Source organism: Prevotella sp. MGM2, from assembly GCF_002933955.1.
Taxonomy (GTDB): domain Bacteria; phylum Bacteroidota; class Bacteroidia; order Bacteroidales; family Bacteroidaceae; genus Alloprevotella.
In genome coordinates, this window is sequence record NZ_BEWW01000280.1 from 1 (window position 1) to 18,090 (window position 18,090).

Here is an 18,090-nt window from a genome sequence, read left to right on the forward strand (position 1 = left end):
CAATTTCCTTGCCCGCCGTTTCCATTGCCGAGAGCAGGGTGGCTTCGGTATGCAGCGGCTTGGGTTTGGTCTTTCCTTCGGTAATGGACGAGCCTTTCGGTGTCAGCGTGTCGCCTTCCTGCCAGCCGGGGATGGTAATTTCCTCTTTTTCCTCGCCATAGACGGCACGCCATCCGGTTTGCTTCACGACGCTGCCTTTTACGGTAAACTCCACTCCGGCACATTCCGCCGTGACAGTGGTCACATCCTTGACGCATTTCTCAGAGAATGCCTCGACCATGCGCCCGGCAATCATCTGATAGATGGTATTGTCCTCTTTGGAGAGGAAGAGCGGTTTCTCACCCGTGACGAGCAGGGCATGGTGGTCTGTCACCTTGCCGTCGTCCACGCTGCGGCGTGTCGGGGCGGCTTTTGCCCGCACCTTGTCTTTCCATTCGGGCTGTGTGCCGATGAAAGCGAGCAGTTTGGGAATTTCGGCAAACACGTCTTCGGGGATGTAGCGGCTTCCCGTTCTCGGATAGGTTATCAACTTCTTTTCGTAGAGTTTCTGCGCGATTTCAAGCGTCTGTTCCGCCGTGAAGCCGTGCTTGGCGTTGGCTTCTTTCTGGAGCGTGGTCAGGTCGTAGAGCAAGGGAGTTTCCTCCGTCTTCTCCTTGCGCTCGGCTTTCGTGACAGTGGCGCAACCTGCCGCCTTTACCTTATTATATAGTTCCATCGCCGGTTCTTTCTCTTTCCATTTCTCGGAGGATGAGAATTTCACGACTTCGCCGTCGCAACCGTCCGTTGCGATATGGAGCTGCCAGAATGCTTCGGACGTAAAGCGGCGGTTCTCCCAGTAGCGTTCACATACCATAGCCAACGTTGGTGTCTGCACCCGCCCCACGGAATACGTGCCGTGTCCGGCGGCGATGGATAACGCCTGTGTGCCGTTGATGCCCACGAGCCAGTCGGATTCGCTCCGCGCTTTGGCGGCGAGGTAGAGGTTGTCGTATTTGCTGCCGTCTTCGAGTTTCCGCAGTCCCTCGCGGATAGCTTTGTCGGTGAGAGAGCTGATCCACAGGCGCACGAAAGGAGTGGTGCAACCCGTATAGTGGTAGAGGTAGCGGAAGATAAGCTCTCCCTCGCGTCCGGCATCGGTCGCCACGATGATATGTTCGCTTGTGTCGAACAGTCTTTTGATGACTTTTATCTGCGACACCACGCCGCTGTCGGGCTTGTAACCTTTCTCCGTCCTGACCTGACGGGGGACGAGCGTGAATGTGTCGGGAATAATCGGGAGGTTGTCACGGACAAATCCGCGCACGCCGTAGCCGTCGGGCATGGCAAGCTGAACGAGGTGTCCGAATGCCCATGTCACGGCATAACCGCCTCCCTCGAAATATCCTTCCTCTCTCTTTGTCGCGCCCACGATGCGGGCGATTTCACGTGCCACGGAGGGCTTTTCTGCAATGATTGTCTTCATGCTTTTTCTTTTTTAATGATTACTTTTTTTACTTTGGATTGGATTTAGTGGCGGACACGGGATTACATCTTCATGCCCTTGTTGTTTTTCTTCGGTTTGTCCTGCTGCTGTTGCTGGCGGTCATCCTTCGGGGCGGTCTGACCTTTCTGCAAAGGCTCTTTCAGGTTCTTTGTCGCCTCGTTGGTCTTACCCTCGTTGTTCACCGCCACCTGCGTGCGGCTCTCGTTGGACGGGGCGACCTGCTGGGCATTGTCGGGGTTCGTGTCGTAGCGGTACGGGCGGCCCTTCTCCGGGTTGAACTTGATATACATCGTGGCATGGAAGCCCTGCTTGTCGGTCACGTTCTCCAGCTTCACGGCTTTGCCCGCCACGTAGTCGGCTTTCTGCTGGTCGGTGAAGTTCACGTCGCTCCATTTGCTGATGGGGCGGATGCTGCCGTCCTCGTTCGTCCACGTGTTGCGGCGTTGCTCCTTCTTGGTCTGTGCGGCATTTTCCCCGCCTTGCGCCTGACTTTTCGACGTGTCGCCTTTGGTTTCCTGCGTCTGTGCGGTACGGGGCGACCTGCCGGTTCCCGGCACGAACTCCACACCGCGCTGCTCCACGTTCACTTGCAGGGTGGTGACGAACTTCCTGCCGTCGTTGCGCTCGATGAGCTTGTCGCGCACGGGCAATCCGGCGCGGAGCATGTCCTGCTCCTGCTTGGTGATTTCCGTCTTGCCGATGCGCTCCGGGATGCGCACCTTGTTTGCCGGGATGTCCGTGATCTCATTCGTCTTGCGGTCGATGCTGATGTAGGAGGGGATAATCTCGCCCGTTTCCCTGTCCACGATGTCCACGACCCTGCCGAGGTTGCCTGTTTCGCGGAGGTTCTTCCGGTCGTCGTCGGAGAATTTGTGTTCCTTGTATTCATCCAGCTTCTGCTCCTTGCGGATGAAGTGCGGGACAAGACTGATGTTTCCCTCTCCGTCTTTCTTGAAGGAGAGGCGGGCGTCCAGCTCGAATGATTCGCCGCCGAAGGTCGGCTTGACCTTCACCAAGTCGGACTTGCCGTAGTTGAGCATCTTCGTAAGGTCGCCGGACTTTTCAAGGTCGTCACGCTTCACGCCCCATCTGTCCTCCAGCTCCTGCCAGTTGATTTTGCTCTCGTCGATGGGCTGGTAACCCCGTTTGCCCTGCGTCTGTTGCGGGCTTTCCTGTTGCTGTTGTTGTTCTTTCTGTTGTTCCATGTTCTCCTGTTTTTGAGGTTCTTGTTTTTCTGTCTGTTGTGCAGTCTGTTCTTCCTGCACCTGCTGTTGATAAGGGAAGGTGTCAATCTTGTGCGGTGCAAGGATGTGTTTGTTCTGGTACGGATGCTGAAGCAGGTCTTTCATCACGCCGAGCATGGAATCCACTTGGTCTGCCGCGATGCGGTAGAAACCGAAGCGGCTGGGTTCCTTGCACTGCCGGAAGAAGTTTTTGAAGAAGTTGTCCAGCACGTCGCCGTGACGGTCGAATTGCAGGAAACTCTGCGCGTTCTCCGCTTTCGCGGGGGTGCGCTTGGGTGTGCCGTCCGCGTTCAGCCCGGCAACCACGCTGATCTCGCCCGTCTTCTCGTCACGGACTACCAGCACGTCCTTTTCGTCTTTTTTCTTTGCCATTTGAAAAATGTTTTAATTGGGTTATTTATGAAAGAAATTATGGATACGAGCCTTGTAGAAGGCTATATCTTCCTTTTTGAAGTCCTTGATATGGTTGGAAAGGAATGTCAGCACGTCCTCCTCGCTGTAATAGGTCTTCTTGCCCAGTGTCTTGTAGGGCAATGCGCCGACGCTGCGGTAGCGTTGCAGGGTGCGCTTGCTTATCTGGAGCAGCATGCACAGATCCTGATTGTCGAAAAGGCGGATGCTTTCCGTGATAGCGGGCTGTTTCCCCTCAGCTTTTATCGCCAGCAGCAGTTCGTCCTGACGGTCGAGCCGTTCCATCAGCTTCTGCATCCAGCCCTCGAAGTTGTTTCGTGTGAGCAGTTCCATGACTTATGTCCTCCTTCCTTTGGGGTTGCCGCCCGTGCGTAGCGTGTGGTTACGTTTCAATTCCTGCGGTGTCGCCGCATCCTCGTTGACGGCACACGCTTCAAGCAGGCGGTCGATTTCCGACTGCCGGTAGCGGCATTTGCCGCGCAGCACGACATAGCCGATGCGTTGTTCGCTGCGCATACGCTGGAGGGTGCGGGTACTTACGTTAAGCAGGTGCGCCGCTTCGCGTGTGGTGAGCAACCTGTCGGACGATGCCGCTTTCTTGTCGCCGGAGACGGCACGGACGTGTGCCGCAATCTCCGCTATCTGTTCCGTCAATGACCGGAAGGCGGAACTTTCCATCGTTATCACTTTCATATTCAGTCCTTTCTTTTTGTTTCTGCGGCAAAATTCGGCAATAAACAAAAGGGGCTTTAACAACTCACTACGTGACTCACGTAAGATTTTTATGGAAGATGGCTCCGTAACCCGGTCAAACGGCGCAACAGGCAGCCTTTCAGCGGAAAACGGTACGTGTTCGGGACTGCATCGTTACCTTTGCGGGCAAACCGATAATTGCATGAATATGGAAATAGTATCTATCGAGAAAAAGACTTTCGAGATGATGGTGGCGGCATTCGGCGCACTCTCGGAGAAGGTCGCCGCCCTGAGGCGCAAAAGCGATACGGGGCGCATGGAAAGATGGCTCACGGGCGAGGAGGTCTGCGGGCAGTTGAGAATAAGTCCGCGCACGTTGCAGACGCTGCGCGACAGGCGGCTTATCGGCTACTCGCAGATAAACCGCAGGTTCTATTACAAGCCGGAGGAGGTGAAGCGGCTGATACCGCTTGTCGGCACGCTCTATCCGCACGGCAGATGATTTGATTTATTCACGACCCACTGAATCCGAAGTTATGATGAACGAGAACAACGATGTTTTTACGATGGAGGATGAGCCGATAGCCTCCGTGGTGCAGGATATGCGCAAAGGCTCGAAATGGCTGTCCGCATTTCTGGAGAATTACCGCCCTCCGCTGGACGGGGAGCGTTACCTGACGGACGGCGAAGTGGCGGAACTGCTCCGTGTGAGCCGACGCACCTTGCAGGAATACCGCAACAACCGAGTGTTGCCCTTCATCCTTTTGGGAGGGAAGGTGCTTTACCCGGAAACGGGGCTGCGCGAGGTGCTGGAAGCGAACTACCGCAAGCAGTTGGAGTGAGGCGGTTGCATAAAAAAGGAAACGGGCGACACCTTTCATGGTGCTGCCCGTTTCCTTGTCTTATGTGGTATGCGCAATCAGCAGTACCCGGCTTTTCCGTTCTGTATGAACATCACGTATGCCTGCTGTTTCTCTTTGGCGAGTGCCTTTCCCACCAGCCATGTGCGGAAAAGGTGGGTGTTGTAGGTGTTCAGCCGGAAGGCGACGGGGATAATGATTTCAAGCGCGTACACATCCGCGTACAGCCCGTTTTCAAGCTGCATGTAGCGGCACACCTCGTAGTCGTTCAGCACGTCCGACTTGCGGACGGCTTTGATGGCGGCGTTCACTGCTGGGACAGTCGTATGGAACAGTCCGGCTATTTCGGTGACGGTCATCCACACGCCGTTACCGGTTACGCTGACCGCCTTGTCTTCTATGATGATTATGTCACGTTTCATGGCTTCTCTTTTTTAGATGGTACAACCTGCAAATTCCTCGACGCCGTTCAACCTTGCCGCAAGGTTCTCCATGTCCTGATTGAGCTTCTCTTTGGTTATCTTCGCGTAAATCTGCGTCGTCTTTATGCTCTTGTGTCCGAGCATGGAGCTGACGGTTTCGATAGGTACGCCGTTGGAGAGGAAAACCGTCGTGGCTGCCGTGTGGCGGCTTTGATGCCACGTGATATGCTTGGTGATGCCGCAACGCTTGGCGACGGCACGGATACCTGCAAGGCACGTGTTATAATGCGGCACGGGGAATATCCTGCCGTTCTCGCACAGACCCCGGTATTTGCCGATTATGCGGTTGGCGATGTCAAGCAGGCGGATGTTGGACACCACGCCCGTTTTCTGGCGGTTGATGTTTATCCACTCGTGTTCGTCGAAGTAGGTGCGGATATTCTCTTCCGTGAGGTTGCGCATATCCGAGAACGACAGCCCGGTGAACGCGCAGAACAGGTAGAGGTCGCGGTACAGCTCCTGTTTGGCGTTTTTCAGTTTCCCTTCCATCAGCAGGCGTATTTCCTCTTTGGTAAGGAAACTGCGTGTCGTTTCCTCCTTCTTGATTTCATACTCGCGGAACGGGTCGCGTGTCAGCCACTCGTTGTTGATGGCGATGAACACCATCGTCCGTAACGGGCAAACGTACAGCCAAACGGTATTGGTGCAGCAGTGCTTGTCTGTGCGCAAGAACATCTCGAAGTCGGAGATGAAAGCCGGGGTAAGCTCTTTCAAAGCGATGTCTTTCACATGGTATCGGATGTCGAGGAACTCTTGCAGATGCTTGTAAACGATACGGTACTTTTCCAGTGTACCTTTTGCTTTCATGCCTGCTTCCACCTGCTTCTCGTAGTCTTCATTATGCCGGCGGAACACCTGCATCAGCGTGTGGTAGCGGTGTTCCAGTCCGAGAAAGGCGTTCTTTACCTTCTCCGCCGTGACAAAGTTGTCACGCTCCATGATTTCTTGATAGTGCCTGTTGATGCGTACCCGCATCTTGTCAAGCATACGGTTCGTTTCGAGTGCCGCCGTGCTTCTGCCCGTGACACGTCCCCCTTTGGTGTCCCACAGCTTGGGATCGACGGTCAGTTTGCAGCTGAACTGCGTCTGGCTGCCGTCCACCGTGATGCGTCCCATGACGGGCACTGTCCCGTCCTTTTTCACTACCTGACGTTTCAGGTAATAGATAACTGAAAATGTACTCTTCATCGTCCTTAATTTTTTGGATTCAAAATTAGTTTGTGAAGAGTCTGTTGTCGGTACGCAAAACACGGAGGAACGGCGCAATCTTTTTCCGTAACCGGATTTGTTGCGTGAGTTGTCAATAACTCACTAATCCTTAACGTCTTGTTTCGCTGTCCGTGTCCGTTTGTCGCCCTTTCGGGCATGGTTACGGACAAGTAACGTAGCGGCGTCCTGATTTGGCTTCAGCGGTGATTGCGATGGCTTCACGAATAATCGGAAGTACGACTGAAACCCCTGTAACTCAATTCTATCACTATATCTTTCCACATTTCACTTTTTTGTAGTAACTTTGCAAAAATATAACTACTTTATACAACAAGGTATATATCTGCCGAAATAACACACAAAGCCTACAAACACGAGAAAATGGAAAAAGATAATTTTGACATCATTACAATTATAGGTCCTACAGCATCAGGGAAAACAGCCTTTGCTGCTAAATTGGCGCATATGATTGACGCCGAAATTATCAGTGCGGACAGCCGACAGGTTTATCGAAAAATGGATCTAGGTACCGGAAAAGACTTGGAAGACTATATCGTAGAGGGAAAGCATATCCGACACCATCTCATCGACATCGTCGAACCTGGCACAAAATATAATGTCTACAGGTTTCAACATGATTTTCTCAAAGTTTATAACGAAATAAAAGAGCGTAACCATCGCGTCATTGTATGTGGGGGATCTGGACTTTATCTAGAAAGCATATTGCGTGAATACCGCCTCAATCCTGTTCCTCAAAATCCAGAATTGCGAACAAGATTACAAGGTAAATCGCTTAAAGATTTAACGGAAATATTACGTTCTTATAAAACATTACACAATACTACAGATGTAGACACACCTGCACGTGCCATACGTGCGATAGAAATAGCAGACTACAGCGCTCATACATCCTTACAATCTTCAGAGTTTCCTCATCTCAATAGTTTAACTCTAGGCATAGACATTGATCGCGAAACACGACGTAAACGAATCAGCAACCGTTTATTTGAACGGTTGAACAATGGAATGATTGATGAAGTACGTAATCTATTAAATGAAGGAATATGCCCTGAAGACTTAATATACTATGGTTTAGAATATAAATATCTGACACTATTCGTCATAGGCGAAATAACTTATGAAGATATGATACATAAATTGGAGATAGCTATTCACCAATTTGCTAAAAGACAAATGACATGGTTTCGAGGAATGGAACGTCGAGGTATTGCGATTAAATGGTTACCAATTCCACCGTCACAGATATCAAAATTTCCTCAATATATCCAAGAATTTGTCCTTTCGCTAACAAAACTCCTACAATGAAAAAAGCAGAAATGTCCCAACAAGAAACACCAACTGATACAATTGGAGTTATTTACTGCCCACGACCAGGCGGACATCGTCGTTGGAAAAAAATTCTACGCCTATTAAAGAACAGCGGAATTTGTTTTGACTATATTCAAAGTGAGAATTCATCAGATGTGGAACGAATTGCAACCATAATGGTACGCAACGGATATACGACCATTATTATTGTTGGTGGAGACTCTGCACTCAACTATGCAATAAATGCCATCATGCAAACAGAAGTTCCTTATGGTAAACGTCCTGTTTTGGGTGTTATACCTGCAGGCTATGGCAATGATTTTGCCAGATATTGGAATTTTGAGCCGAAAGATTATCACCTAACAATAAAAAGATTAAAAAGCAAGCACACAAGACGTATTGATGTTGGATGTATTACGATACAAACTGAAAATAAAGATACACATACCGCTTATTTTTTAAATTGTGTAAATATTGGAACTGCAGCCTCTATTATTGGTTTACGCCACACCACATTCAATATTTTGGGATCACGCCCATTATCGCACTTTATTTCTGCATTTATGCTCTTATTTAAAAAAATGAGCTATAAATTGTCTTTTCGCATTGCCGGTGAAAAATTTGAACAACGCGCCACTACTCTTTGTGTTGGCTCTGCACATGGTTATGGGCAAACTCCAAGAGCAGTACCTTACAATGGAATGGTTGATATTTGTTTGGCCCCAACCACTCAATTTTTCCAATTGATTCACGGTCTTTGGCTACTTATTTCCGGTAGGTTCTTAAACCATAAAGGTATCAGTGTGTGGCGTACACGTGAAATCCAAATTGACAAAACAGACAACGCTCCAGTTAGCATTGACGGACGTTTGGCCTACAATAAAGTAAGAAAAAGAAAAAGAAAAATCAACGTCATACCTGAAGCCATTGACTTTCTCATATAGAATTAAAGAAATGTTGAAAATTAAAACTCTCTCCCCTATCCTTTTCAGTCTTATTCTGTTATTGAAATTTCAGAATGCAACGGCACAAACAAATATTGATTCGACATTCTTAAAAGTTCCCATGTCAGAATTACCATTACTTGAACATAATCCAAGACTAGACATGATTGATCTTTACAATTATAAAATGATTGCTAAAGGTGAAAATATATTTGGAGGAACATCTGTTCTGACAAAAAAAACTCAGAATAGTCTGTCTATAGATTTGACTGAAAGTAGTCATTGGGAATTAATTCAAGTACCCCAAAAGACAGATACGATTTATATCTGTTTACATACGACCAAGACTCCAGCAGAAGAAACTACCATTCGATTTTATAATAAAAATTGGGATACTGATTCCGTAATATCACCCCCAACTTTTTCGCTTGATGATTTTTGGCATAACAATGACAGTATTCCAATAGAACAACAAAACATATTAAAAAAGAAACTCTCGCCACTCTATGTCAAAGCCTGTTGCGAAAATACAGAAACACCCACTCCACGTTTGACTTTTAGCGTATCAATCACCTTACTCGACAGCGAAAGTCAAAAAAATGTAAGTAAGTGTTTAAAACCAAAATATTGGATATATCCGATGAAATAAAAACATTTCACAATGAAGTCTCAAATTTTCAAATTAAAAGAAATAACAGACGAAAGAGGAGCACTTTGTGTTGCAGATTTTTCAGACAATACATTACCATTTGAAATCAAACGTGCATTTTGGATCTACGATGTTCCACATGGAAAACAGAGAGGAGAGCATGCCCACCGAACTTGTGAAGAATTGCTCATACCTATTCAAGGAAGTTTCACTGCCCATATCATTACTCCCGATAAAGAAGAAATGATTTTTACCATGAATAACCGATCTGAAGCATTATACATTCCTCCTATGACATGGTGTCGATTCTCCAATTTCACCATTGATTGTGTATGCCTTTGCCTCGCTTCCGAAAACTACTTTAAAGAGGGCTATATTAATGATTTATCTACATTCCTCAAAGAAGTGAAGAAAGCGTAAGTCACCGCTTAATCTCATCAAAATTTATGCACATCCCCTTTCTCGACATAGAAAAAATCACACAAAAATACCAGCCACACTTATCTGAAGCTATTGTTGCAACAATTAATTCCGGATGGTATCTTAATGGTAAAAATGTAAAAGAATTTGAAAATTCATTCGCACAATACATTGGAACCTCATACTGTATCAGCGTAGGAAATGGACTAGATGCTTTAACTTTAGCTTTGACAGCAATGAAACAGCTGGAAAATTGGAATGACGGCGATGAAGTCATTGTACCCGCATTTACTTTCATAGCCACTGCAGAGGCTGTAAATAGATCCGGTCTTACTCCCATATTCATTGATATTGACAACAATTTCACTTTAGACCTTCGCAACTGCGAACAACTCATTACCAGCAAGACTCGGGCAATAATACCTGTACATCTTTACGGAAAGCCTTGTAATATGCGCATATTAAAAAAAATTGCCAATGACTATGGATTGAAAATATTGGAAGATGCTGCACAAGCTCATGGCGCACAATTTGAGAATAAACGTATTGGAAGTTGGGGCGATGCCGCAGCATTCAGTTTCTACCCCGGCAAGAATTTAGGGGCTTTAGGTGACGGAGGAGCTGTCACCACAAATAACGAGAAACTAGCGAAACATATACAAATTTTGGCAAATTACGGTGCTGAGAACAAATATTACCACACTTACCAAGGCTGCAATAGCCGACTTGACGAAATACAGGCTGCTGTACTTAGCATAAAACTTACCCAGCTTGATTATGACAATAAACGGCGCCAAGAAATAGCTCAAATCTATGCTACACATATAAACAATACCGCAGCCGGGAATATACCATATACCAGAGACACAACTCAAAGTGTTTTCCATATATATCCTTTTATGTCTCCCACACGCGAAAAATTGCAGTCTTATTTAGCAAGACACGACATAGAAACTCTCATACATTATCCTTTGGCACTGCATAAACAAATAGTTTATAATAAAAGCTATGGTTATCTGTCATTTCCTTATGCTGAACGAGCAGCAAAAGAAGAACTCAGCCTACCTATCAGTCCAGTAATGACAAATGATGAAGCCTTATACATCACAGAAATCATAAACAAATTTATACCATGATGACACTCGACATTCTTATCTGTTCCTATAACAAAGGTATCGTCCGCATAGACGACATACTGCTCCCTCCACAAGAGAATCTGCACTATATTATATCTTATCAATATACAGACGAACGTTACCTTGACCTCATTCCCGAATTGATCAAAACAAGATCAGATGTAACAATTTACAAATATAACGGAAAAGGACTTTCTGCCAACCGTAATCTCGCAATGGAAAAATCGAACGCAGATCTTTTCATGTTTGCTGATGATGACACACATATACGTCCTGAAGCGATTGAGGAAATTACAAAAATATTTGAAAAAGCTCCAACCCTTGATGTCGCTTTTTTCAAGGCTAGCACCTATACAGGAAAAGCATTAAAAAACTATCCTGAGATAAGTTTTGATGTTAAAAAAAGACCTTCCTCCTATTCTATTTCAACTATAGAAATGGTGTGTCGTCGTACAAAAGTACAAGGTGTCGTTCGCTTTGATGAACGTTTTGGATTAGGAACAAAATTTCTAACATGTGGCGAAGAAGAAATATGGTTAGAGGATGCCTTCCGTGCCAAATTACAAATGCGCTATTTCCCCATTAAGACAGTTGAGACATCAACTATGCTGAAAAAATCCCTCATATATATCGATGCTGGTGTACAACGCAGTCATGGTGCCTATACCTATTATCGGTATGGTAAAAAAGCATGGTGGTTATGCTTTCAATTTGCCCTGAAATCAGCAGCAGACAAAATGTGTCATTTCTGGCCTATGATGCGCCATCTCAGTGAAGGCATTCGTTACATGCGGCATACAACATAAAATTATCTGCGTTCCGTTCACACTCTCATAATAATGCAACTCGAAATTCTTATTTGCACGATAGGCCAAGGCATCAATAATGTTCCAGACATTATCTTACCGCCTATTCATGAAATCACCTATCTCATTTCATGGCAACCAATAGGAGTTCCAGCAGAAAGCATTCCAAAACGACTGCTCCAACGAGCCGATATACGCATCGTAACTACCAACCGCTCCGGATTATGCGCTAATAGAAACAACGCCTTCTCAGAAGCTCAAGGAGATATCCTCCTAATATCAGATGACGATACCCGATATACCCCCGTTTTCTTTCAAAACATACTAACCACATTTGAAGCACATCCTGAGGCTGACATCATCCATTTTCAGGCACTCGATGAAGATGGGCATCTTATGAAAAAATATGCTACAAAATCTTTCACCTATGAAAGCCGCCCACGCTTCACATTTTTCACATCATTTGAAATAGCCTGCCGGCGGAGCAACAAACTACCTCCATTTGATGAACGCTTCGGATTGGGTTCTCCCTTTCTTGCATGCGGAGAAGAAGAAGTCTTTCTCCATACAGCCTACCGAAAAGGACTTAAAATAAGGTATGAACCTTTACCGGTTGTGCAAACAGACAGCCGCACGACAGGAACCCTATTTGCCACATCACCGGCAGTGCAACGTTCAAAAGGGGCCGTATTATATTATATATACGGTTTCACAGGCGCTGTTCTACGCTGCATAAAATTTGCACTGACACGCTCATCTCTTAAAGCTGGAATAAAAAGTTTCACCAATATGTGGCATGGTATACGTTATATACAAAAAAGTAATTGTCAATGAAAACTTTTTCTATTGTCATTCCTTATTATAATCGTGCCCAAACATTACCCCGCACGCTATCCTCAATTGCAGCACAGACATTCAGACCTATCCAACTCATTTTAGTTGATAACGGATCAACCGACCAGTCCTATAAAATCTGTCAAGAGTTTAAAGAAAAACACCAAAGTTGTGATTTAACAATCATAACCACTAACGAGTCTTTACAAGGAGCTGCAACTGCACGGAATACCGGTTTACAAAGAGTGACAGGTGAATGGGTTGTCTTCTTTGATTCCGATGATGAAATGTCGCCAACTTTTCTCTCGGATGTTCAGGAGGCTTTCGAACGAACTAAAGCAAATGTTGTCGCTACATCCACATACATGATTTTCCCAAACGGGAAAAAGAAAAAAAGAGTGGTTTATCACACAAAGTCAGTAGCTGATCAAATTCTCACAGGTATGCTGGCCACTCAAGGCATGTGTTTTCAAACAGAATATCTTAAAAAACTTGGCGGTTGGCACCCTGTTCCCATTTGGAATGATTGGTTGTTAGGAATAAACCTGCTGCTTGATAATCCTAAATTGACTTGGCTTCCTCAATCCTACCATTACATTCATCAACACCCAAATAGTATAACCGGCAGATCATTTTCAGAGAATTACGAAAAGTTGAAATACACACTCTCAGAAACTGAAAAAATTTTAACCGAAGCCCCTAACATAGGAAAACGTGAAATGGCAGCCTTTACAGCACGTAAGGTCATCTTAGCCGGCCAATTATACAGAGAAGGAAATTTTAAAATAGCTCGCCAACTGTTCCTTGAAAGCATTATGAATAAACGAAAAGAATTAAAAGGCATCATCTGCCGCTTTCTTTTTACCTACACACGCTTAGGCGGACGGGGGGCTTGGTGGCTTGCACGGTTGCTACTCCCACAATAATTTGGATTCTTACCAGAATTAACTTGTGACCAAAGTAGAAACTCATCCTCAACAACTTCCCTATAAATATGGCAACACCTTACACGTGCACACTATCATAATCATAGGAACTCTCATACTGGTTACTTTATCCCTAATTATAGCTTCCCATTGCTTCTCTTTATATAAAATTCACTTCCGGCTGAATATCCACCCCAAAGCGACTCTGCACATCATCACGAATAGCTTCACTCAAGCGAACGATTTCCTCTCCTGTAGCTCCACCGAGATTAACTAAAACCAAAGCCTGTCGGTCGTAAACTCCCGCACGTCCTAAGTGACGTCCTTTCCATCCACACTGCTCAATGAGCCACCCAGCCGGTATTTTTACATAGTCATCCGAAAGCTTATAATATGGCATTTGAGGATTAAGCCGTAACAGTTCTTCAAAACAAGCAGAACTGACAATCGGATTCATAAAAAACGAACCGGCACTTCCAACCTCTTTGGGATCGGGTAACTTCTGACGCCGAATATCCACAATGACATCATAAAGTTGCCGGGCAGAAATTTCATGCAAAGGCAGATTGCGCAATGTCAATTCACGCGTCAATGCCGCATAATTTAAATTAGGCTCAAAATTACGAGACAATCGAAAATCCACATGCGTCACAACAAATCTTCCTTTCAAGGAGGTTTTAAAAATACTGCTCCGATAAGCATAGTCACATTCTGAATGACTAAAAATACGCTCATCACCGGTATGGGTGTCAACCGTATGTACATTGATGATCAAATCACCGGCCTCAACACCATAAGCCCCTATATTCTGAACAGCAGAAGCTCCGACTTCGCCTGGAATCAGCCCTAAATTCTCAAGACCATAAAACCCTCTTTCCACACACCATCTGACAAAGGTATCCCAGTCCTCACCGGCACCGGCACGTACTATTACTTCCTCGGAATGTTCCTCCAATATTTCACGTCCTAAAATCCGCGAATGAAAAACAGTCCCATCATAATCACGTGTAAAAAGCAGATTACTTCCCTGGCCAATATGCAACCATGGTTCGCCACTCCGCGTTACCTGCTCAATAAGTGCAGCACGCAACTCATTTAAAGAAGCGTATTCAACTAAATGTCGGCAATTAACATCAAGTCCAAATGTATTATGGTGAAGTAGTGAAGGCATACTTAGTATATCTAAAGAAACAAGAAAAAATTATCATGAAAAACAAAAGGGCATCATTACAAATCCTCCAAACGCGTAAGCTGCCAAGACGATGCTGTTTTCTTAAACACCAATGTACAGCTCATTCCGGCCGAAGAACTGGTCAAGATCATCACGCGTGTCGGACTGTTCGCATACTTCTGTTCATAATCCAAATTAACAAGAACATGCCTAGGCATATCAGGCATAAAGTCAGGCCACTGTTCTACATCCAGCACACCGTCAATTTCCTGAAATGTGTCAGAATCATAGGTTTTAAATTCGAAAGGATTGGCAATATGAGACCGCTGAAATGAAGGGTCAGTTACAAACCTACGATAAAAAGTAAAGAAATCACCATTCAAGCTATCTGATAAAGGATGCGTATCCACTCCTGTCAGCAGCCACTTACCTTCAATCTTATCGAACAGGTATTGTTTTACACGCTCCTTATCCAAAAATACTCTTTCAACAGTAACATGCTTCAAGGATTTTTCTTTTTCATGCCCAATGGACGTTTCACTATCATAGATTATAGCGTATGTGCTCTCATTGGCATATAATGCATCGAAGTGCCATTGAGCCTTAGACCGTGATATCGTTTTCCCATCAGTCTTTTCTGGCAGGGGGAATTGTACACGCGCATATTGAAACTTTTTGTCACGCATAAAATTCCAAATGAAATCATCAAACGAACCATCTGCAGCAACAGGAACATTCCCTACTACAGAATCACAACCGATATCCGAATCTTTTACTTCTGCAACAGACTCAGAAGCTGTTTCCAAGAGCGATTCTTTTTTATTTTCTCTACACGAAATCAAACCCGTTGATACAATTAATAAGATAATGAAGATGATTGTCATCATGGTTACTTTTATCAAGAGCAAAGTTAGTTAAGACATATAAAAAGGCAAAGAAAAAAACAAGAAATCTTACTTATTTCTCAGTTTATCACCACCCTCTCATAACATGTTGTGATAAGAGCACCAAAAACACATTATAAAATTTGCTTTTCGCCCTCAAACGTTGTACCTTTGTATGTGTTCTGTTTTTAACAGCGTCTGGGAACAGAAACTCCCAGGGCCACAATGTAAAAACGGTTTCTAGTATTGTCACATTCTCCCGAACCCCTCCACAGGTTGCGGGTCCCGGTGTAAGAGACGGGAAAACTGCCGGAGAAGGACTCCGGGCTCACAGCAAAGAAACAAAAGCCCACCGTTGCCAATGGCATCACATGGGCGGTCAATGGTATAATATATGCCCGCACAAGTTTGTGTGGGCATATATTTTTATCCCTTTTACCGCAAGGCAAATAACCCTTTTCCAGTTTGAAAAACAATAGTTTCCGTAAAAAATCCAAGTATTCGAATGTAAATTCCAAGTATTACTTTTATTTTTTCCTATATTACAACAAATGAAGATTTTCATGATTCAACAACTGATGTACGGTGAATAAACAGGACATTTTTGCAAGAAGCATTCTTTAATAATTCATAAAAACGCACCAATCATTCCAGCGAGGTAAAATTATAGAAAAGTACATACAGCTATACCGAATTTTAGGACTGAAAACATACGGCAAAATCTGACAGATATCGAAAAAACGTGCGACGCCGTTACACTAATTCATGATATTTCCAAAAAAGATTTGCCAATTAAACCAAAGAAAACGATAATAAAATAAGTGACTACCGCATTTTTTGACTATTTTTGCACTCGGATAGAGGAAACTCTTTCCAAGACATACGAAATAAAAAGAAGCGTTATGCTCATCTTGTAGTCGAGAACCTGAGAAATTTGAGACAAGTATACAAGGATAGCATAGTGGTTCTCACGCTATAGCGTGGGCTGCTATTCTACATCTGTATACTTCAGGTTTTCTCAGGACCTTCGACTAAGACGTGGCATTGCAGTTCCACGCTTTATGTATTAACAAGTGCCTGAAAGGAGCTGTACGGGCAAAACAAGACTATGGGAATAAAACGATTCACTACCAGCGTCACCTTGTTGCTCCTGATGTTTTCTACTGTCCAAGCACAAGAAAATAAGACAGATTCAATCGGCGGCAATACTGAGAGCCAAAATGAACAGGCGGATTCACTACAAATCTTATCTGGCGAGTTGGCACAAATCAAATCGCAACTTAATTCCAAAGAGAAAGAACAACAGTACGAGAAAATTTGGAAGCGCAGAAAGTACTGGAAATTTGGACTTACCGCCCCGCGTATCGAGCGCACTGATGGAGAGCCCATGACATGGAAAACAGATTTCTCCGCGTTCATCCAAAGTGGCAAAACCATTTACTTTCACCGCAAACCGATTGGCGGAATGGTCAAAATTGGTTTTGACTTTGGCATGAGTATAAATTACACCAAACTGAAACTTGATGACACGGATCATTCCAGCTCTTTAACACCAGGAACGCTCCCCGGCTCAAATCCTGACGGCTTCGATGAAATAGTGATCGATGACCCCAGTGGCTCGATACTCTCTTTAATGGGACTTAATTTGGGTATGCACAAACTCGAATACGACCTGCATATCGGACCAAACATCAGTGTCAATCCTTGGAAACATCTTATCGTTTCAACTTATTTTCATGCAAGACCGACAGCAGCCGGCATTATAGAAAATGAGAATTTTTCTTATGGCTTCGGCTGTGCCATGTCGGCTGGTGCTTCAATTTCCTACAAGTTAATATCTGTTGGTATAGAGGGTTTGTGGAGCACTATCAAATACAAACAGACTTCATTTGATGATGATGACAAAAAACAAGCGGGAGAAGAAAACGGTATATTTGACACAAAAAAATTCAAACTGAAACAGAAAGGTTCCCGTTTTTATATAGCACTAAGATTTTAATAAAAGAATGATAATATGAAAATCAGACATTTATTCTATTTACTGGCTTCTCTAAGCATGGTAATGTCGGCTTGCGAAACCGATAATGAAATCAGTGGCAACGACACGCCACCGGAAGATGCGATTCCCTCTGCCGAGTTCCACCCCAACAACCTGGCCGCTGGAACTTATACCGAGGATGCCATCCGTATTGTGTCAGAAGACGAGTACAACGATCCATTTTCTTCAATTGAACTTACGCCGGACGGGTATTACTTGTTTACTTCCTACAACATGTATAATAGTTACACTCCTTCGTCCAACATTGCGCCTCAAACTGGCGAAAATACTCTAAAGGCCAATAGCCATAAAGGCATACGCACAAGAAGTACGATGGATGAAAACGGCACAATATCGTTTAATTATAGCCAGTATGGCAAATTTACAAAAATCGGCGATAAACAATACCGTTTGAGCAATGGCATAGAAATAGACTTACGGGATGCTGCCGGATCGAACAGACAAGTACGTTACAAACATCATGACGGGACAGTGACAGTTGTGTATGTCAGTGTGATTACGGGTCAAGCCGAAATTCCGGGTCATTTGTTAAAATTCGAGAGCTGAAATG

General features: G+C 44.8%; 20 protein-coding genes. 12 read left to right on the forward strand and 8 right to left on the reverse strand.

The genetic code is table 11. The features are described 5' to 3' along the window. The 4 genes from C5S62_RS07205 to C5S62_RS07220 all read right to left on the reverse strand — a co-directional run. The coding region (locus C5S62_RS07205; protein WP_104404710.1) for a DNA topoisomerase at positions 1 to 1,462 on the reverse strand (1,462 nt) is incomplete at its 3' end. A gap of 62 nt (positions 1,463 to 1,524) precedes the next feature. Continuing rightward, positions 1,525 to 3,099 carry a DUF3945 domain-containing protein gene (locus C5S62_RS07210; RefSeq protein ID WP_104404711.1) on the reverse strand — a complete coding sequence of 525 codons (1,575 nt, stop codon included), beginning with the start codon at positions 3,097 to 3,099 and terminating at the stop codon, positions 1,525 to 1,527. A 21-nt stretch (positions 3,100 to 3,120) separates the two neighbouring features. Next, the gene (locus tag C5S62_RS07215) at positions 3,121 to 3,471 is read right to left on the reverse strand and encodes a helix-turn-helix domain-containing protein (RefSeq protein WP_007654025.1); all 351 of its coding nucleotides are present in this window, start codon (positions 3,469 to 3,471) and stop codon (positions 3,121 to 3,123) included. A 3-nt stretch (positions 3,472 to 3,474) separates the two neighbouring features. Beyond that, complete coding sequence (locus C5S62_RS07220) at positions 3,475 to 3,831, reverse strand: helix-turn-helix domain-containing protein (protein ID WP_007654026.1); 357 nt, start codon at positions 3,829 to 3,831, stop codon at positions 3,475 to 3,477. A 202-nt stretch (positions 3,832 to 4,033) separates the two neighbouring features. Here C5S62_RS07220 and C5S62_RS07230 point away from each other — a divergent pair, with 202 nt between their 5' ends. Next, the gene (locus C5S62_RS07230) at positions 4,034 to 4,333 is read left to right on the forward strand and encodes a helix-turn-helix domain-containing protein (RefSeq protein WP_004291426.1); all 300 of its coding nucleotides are present in this window, start codon (positions 4,034 to 4,036) and stop codon (positions 4,331 to 4,333) included. A gap of 34 nt (positions 4,334 to 4,367) precedes the next feature. Continuing rightward, positions 4,368 to 4,673: a helix-turn-helix domain-containing protein gene (locus tag C5S62_RS07235; RefSeq protein WP_044245721.1), complete on the forward strand. Its 306-nt coding sequence runs from the start codon at positions 4,368 to 4,370 to the stop codon at positions 4,671 to 4,673. Positions 4,674 to 4,750: 77 nt separating this feature from the next. On the opposite strand, the gene C5S62_RS07240 is transcribed toward C5S62_RS07235, so the two are convergent. Beyond that, a complete protein-coding gene (locus tag C5S62_RS07240) occupies positions 4,751 to 5,113 on the reverse strand; it encodes a hypothetical protein (RefSeq protein WP_007654029.1) in 363 nt (120 codons plus the stop codon). Positions 5,114 to 5,125: 12 nt separating this feature from the next. After that, positions 5,126 to 6,361, reverse strand: coding sequence for a site-specific integrase (locus C5S62_RS07245; protein WP_007654031.1), 1,236 nt, complete (start codon positions 6,359 to 6,361; stop codon positions 5,126 to 5,128). 402 nt (positions 6,362 to 6,763) lie between these two features. Between C5S62_RS07245 and miaA the strand changes: the two genes are divergently transcribed. Genes miaA through C5S62_RS07285 form a run of 8 tightly spaced genes read left to right on the forward strand, consistent with a single transcriptional unit; the run spans position 6,764 to position 13,426 of the window. Next, the gene (miaA, locus tag C5S62_RS07250; RefSeq protein WP_104404712.1) at positions 6,764 to 7,708 is read left to right on the forward strand and encodes a tRNA (adenosine(37)-N6)-dimethylallyltransferase MiaA; all 945 of its coding nucleotides are present in this window, start codon (positions 6,764 to 6,766) and stop codon (positions 7,706 to 7,708) included. Continuing rightward, positions 7,705 to 8,655 (forward strand): diacylglycerol kinase family protein, encoded by a 951-nt coding sequence (locus tag C5S62_RS07255; RefSeq protein ID WP_172486003.1) that lies wholly within the window; start codon positions 7,705 to 7,707, stop codon positions 8,653 to 8,655. Before miaA ends, C5S62_RS07255 begins: the two co-directional genes overlap by 4 nt. Before the next feature lie 10 nt (positions 8,656 to 8,665). Further along, on the forward strand, positions 8,666 to 9,304 hold the full coding sequence (locus tag C5S62_RS07260) for a DUF3256 family protein (RefSeq protein WP_104404713.1): 639 nt from the start codon (positions 8,666 to 8,668) through the stop codon (positions 9,302 to 9,304). A 12-nt stretch (positions 9,305 to 9,316) separates the two neighbouring features. Then, a complete protein-coding gene (locus C5S62_RS07265) occupies positions 9,317 to 9,724 on the forward strand; it encodes an FdtA/QdtA family cupin domain-containing protein (RefSeq protein ID WP_104404714.1) in 408 nt (135 codons plus the stop codon). A gap of 26 nt (positions 9,725 to 9,750) precedes the next feature. Next, complete coding sequence (locus tag C5S62_RS07270) at positions 9,751 to 10,860, forward strand: DegT/DnrJ/EryC1/StrS aminotransferase family protein (RefSeq protein ID WP_104404715.1); 1,110 nt, start codon at positions 9,751 to 9,753, stop codon at positions 10,858 to 10,860. Next, on the forward strand, positions 10,857 to 11,666 hold the full coding sequence (locus tag C5S62_RS07275) for a glycosyltransferase family A protein (RefSeq protein ID WP_223301179.1): 810 nt from the start codon (positions 10,857 to 10,859) through the stop codon (positions 11,664 to 11,666). The genes C5S62_RS07270 and C5S62_RS07275 overlap by 4 nt, the downstream gene beginning before the upstream one ends. 33 nt (positions 11,667 to 11,699) lie before the next feature. Continuing rightward, positions 11,700 to 12,500 (forward strand): glycosyltransferase family A protein, encoded by an 801-nt coding sequence (locus C5S62_RS07280; RefSeq protein WP_104404716.1) that lies wholly within the window; start codon positions 11,700 to 11,702, stop codon positions 12,498 to 12,500. Beyond that, positions 12,497 to 13,426 carry a glycosyltransferase family 2 protein gene (locus C5S62_RS07285; protein WP_104404717.1) on the forward strand — a complete coding sequence of 310 codons (930 nt, stop codon included), beginning with the start codon at positions 12,497 to 12,499 and terminating at the stop codon, positions 13,424 to 13,426. Before C5S62_RS07280 ends, C5S62_RS07285 begins: the two co-directional genes overlap by 4 nt. 160 nt (positions 13,427 to 13,586) lie before the next feature. Here the strand turns inward: C5S62_RS07285 and murB are convergent, their stop codons facing one another. Beyond that, a complete protein-coding gene (gene murB / locus C5S62_RS07290; RefSeq protein ID WP_104404718.1) occupies positions 13,587 to 14,597 on the reverse strand; it encodes a UDP-N-acetylmuramate dehydrogenase in 1,011 nt (336 codons plus the stop codon). A gap of 56 nt (positions 14,598 to 14,653) precedes the next feature. Continuing rightward, positions 14,654 to 15,484: a DUF4348 domain-containing protein gene (locus tag C5S62_RS07295; protein WP_104404719.1), complete on the reverse strand. Its 831-nt coding sequence runs from the start codon at positions 15,482 to 15,484 to the stop codon at positions 14,654 to 14,656. 1,105 nt (positions 15,485 to 16,589) lie between these two features. Between C5S62_RS07295 and C5S62_RS07310 the strand changes: the two genes are divergently transcribed. Together C5S62_RS07310 and C5S62_RS07315 are read left to right on the forward strand one after the other, a co-directional pair. Further along, entirely contained in the window at positions 16,590 to 17,480 is an 891-nt protein-coding gene (locus C5S62_RS07310; protein ID WP_104404721.1) for a hypothetical protein, read from the forward strand. A 15-nt stretch (positions 17,481 to 17,495) separates the two neighbouring features. Next, positions 17,496 to 18,086 carry a hypothetical protein gene (locus C5S62_RS07315; protein ID WP_104404722.1) on the forward strand — a complete coding sequence of 197 codons (591 nt, stop codon included), beginning with the start codon at positions 17,496 to 17,498 and terminating at the stop codon, positions 18,084 to 18,086. Positions 18,087 to 18,090: the final 4 nt, after the last annotated feature.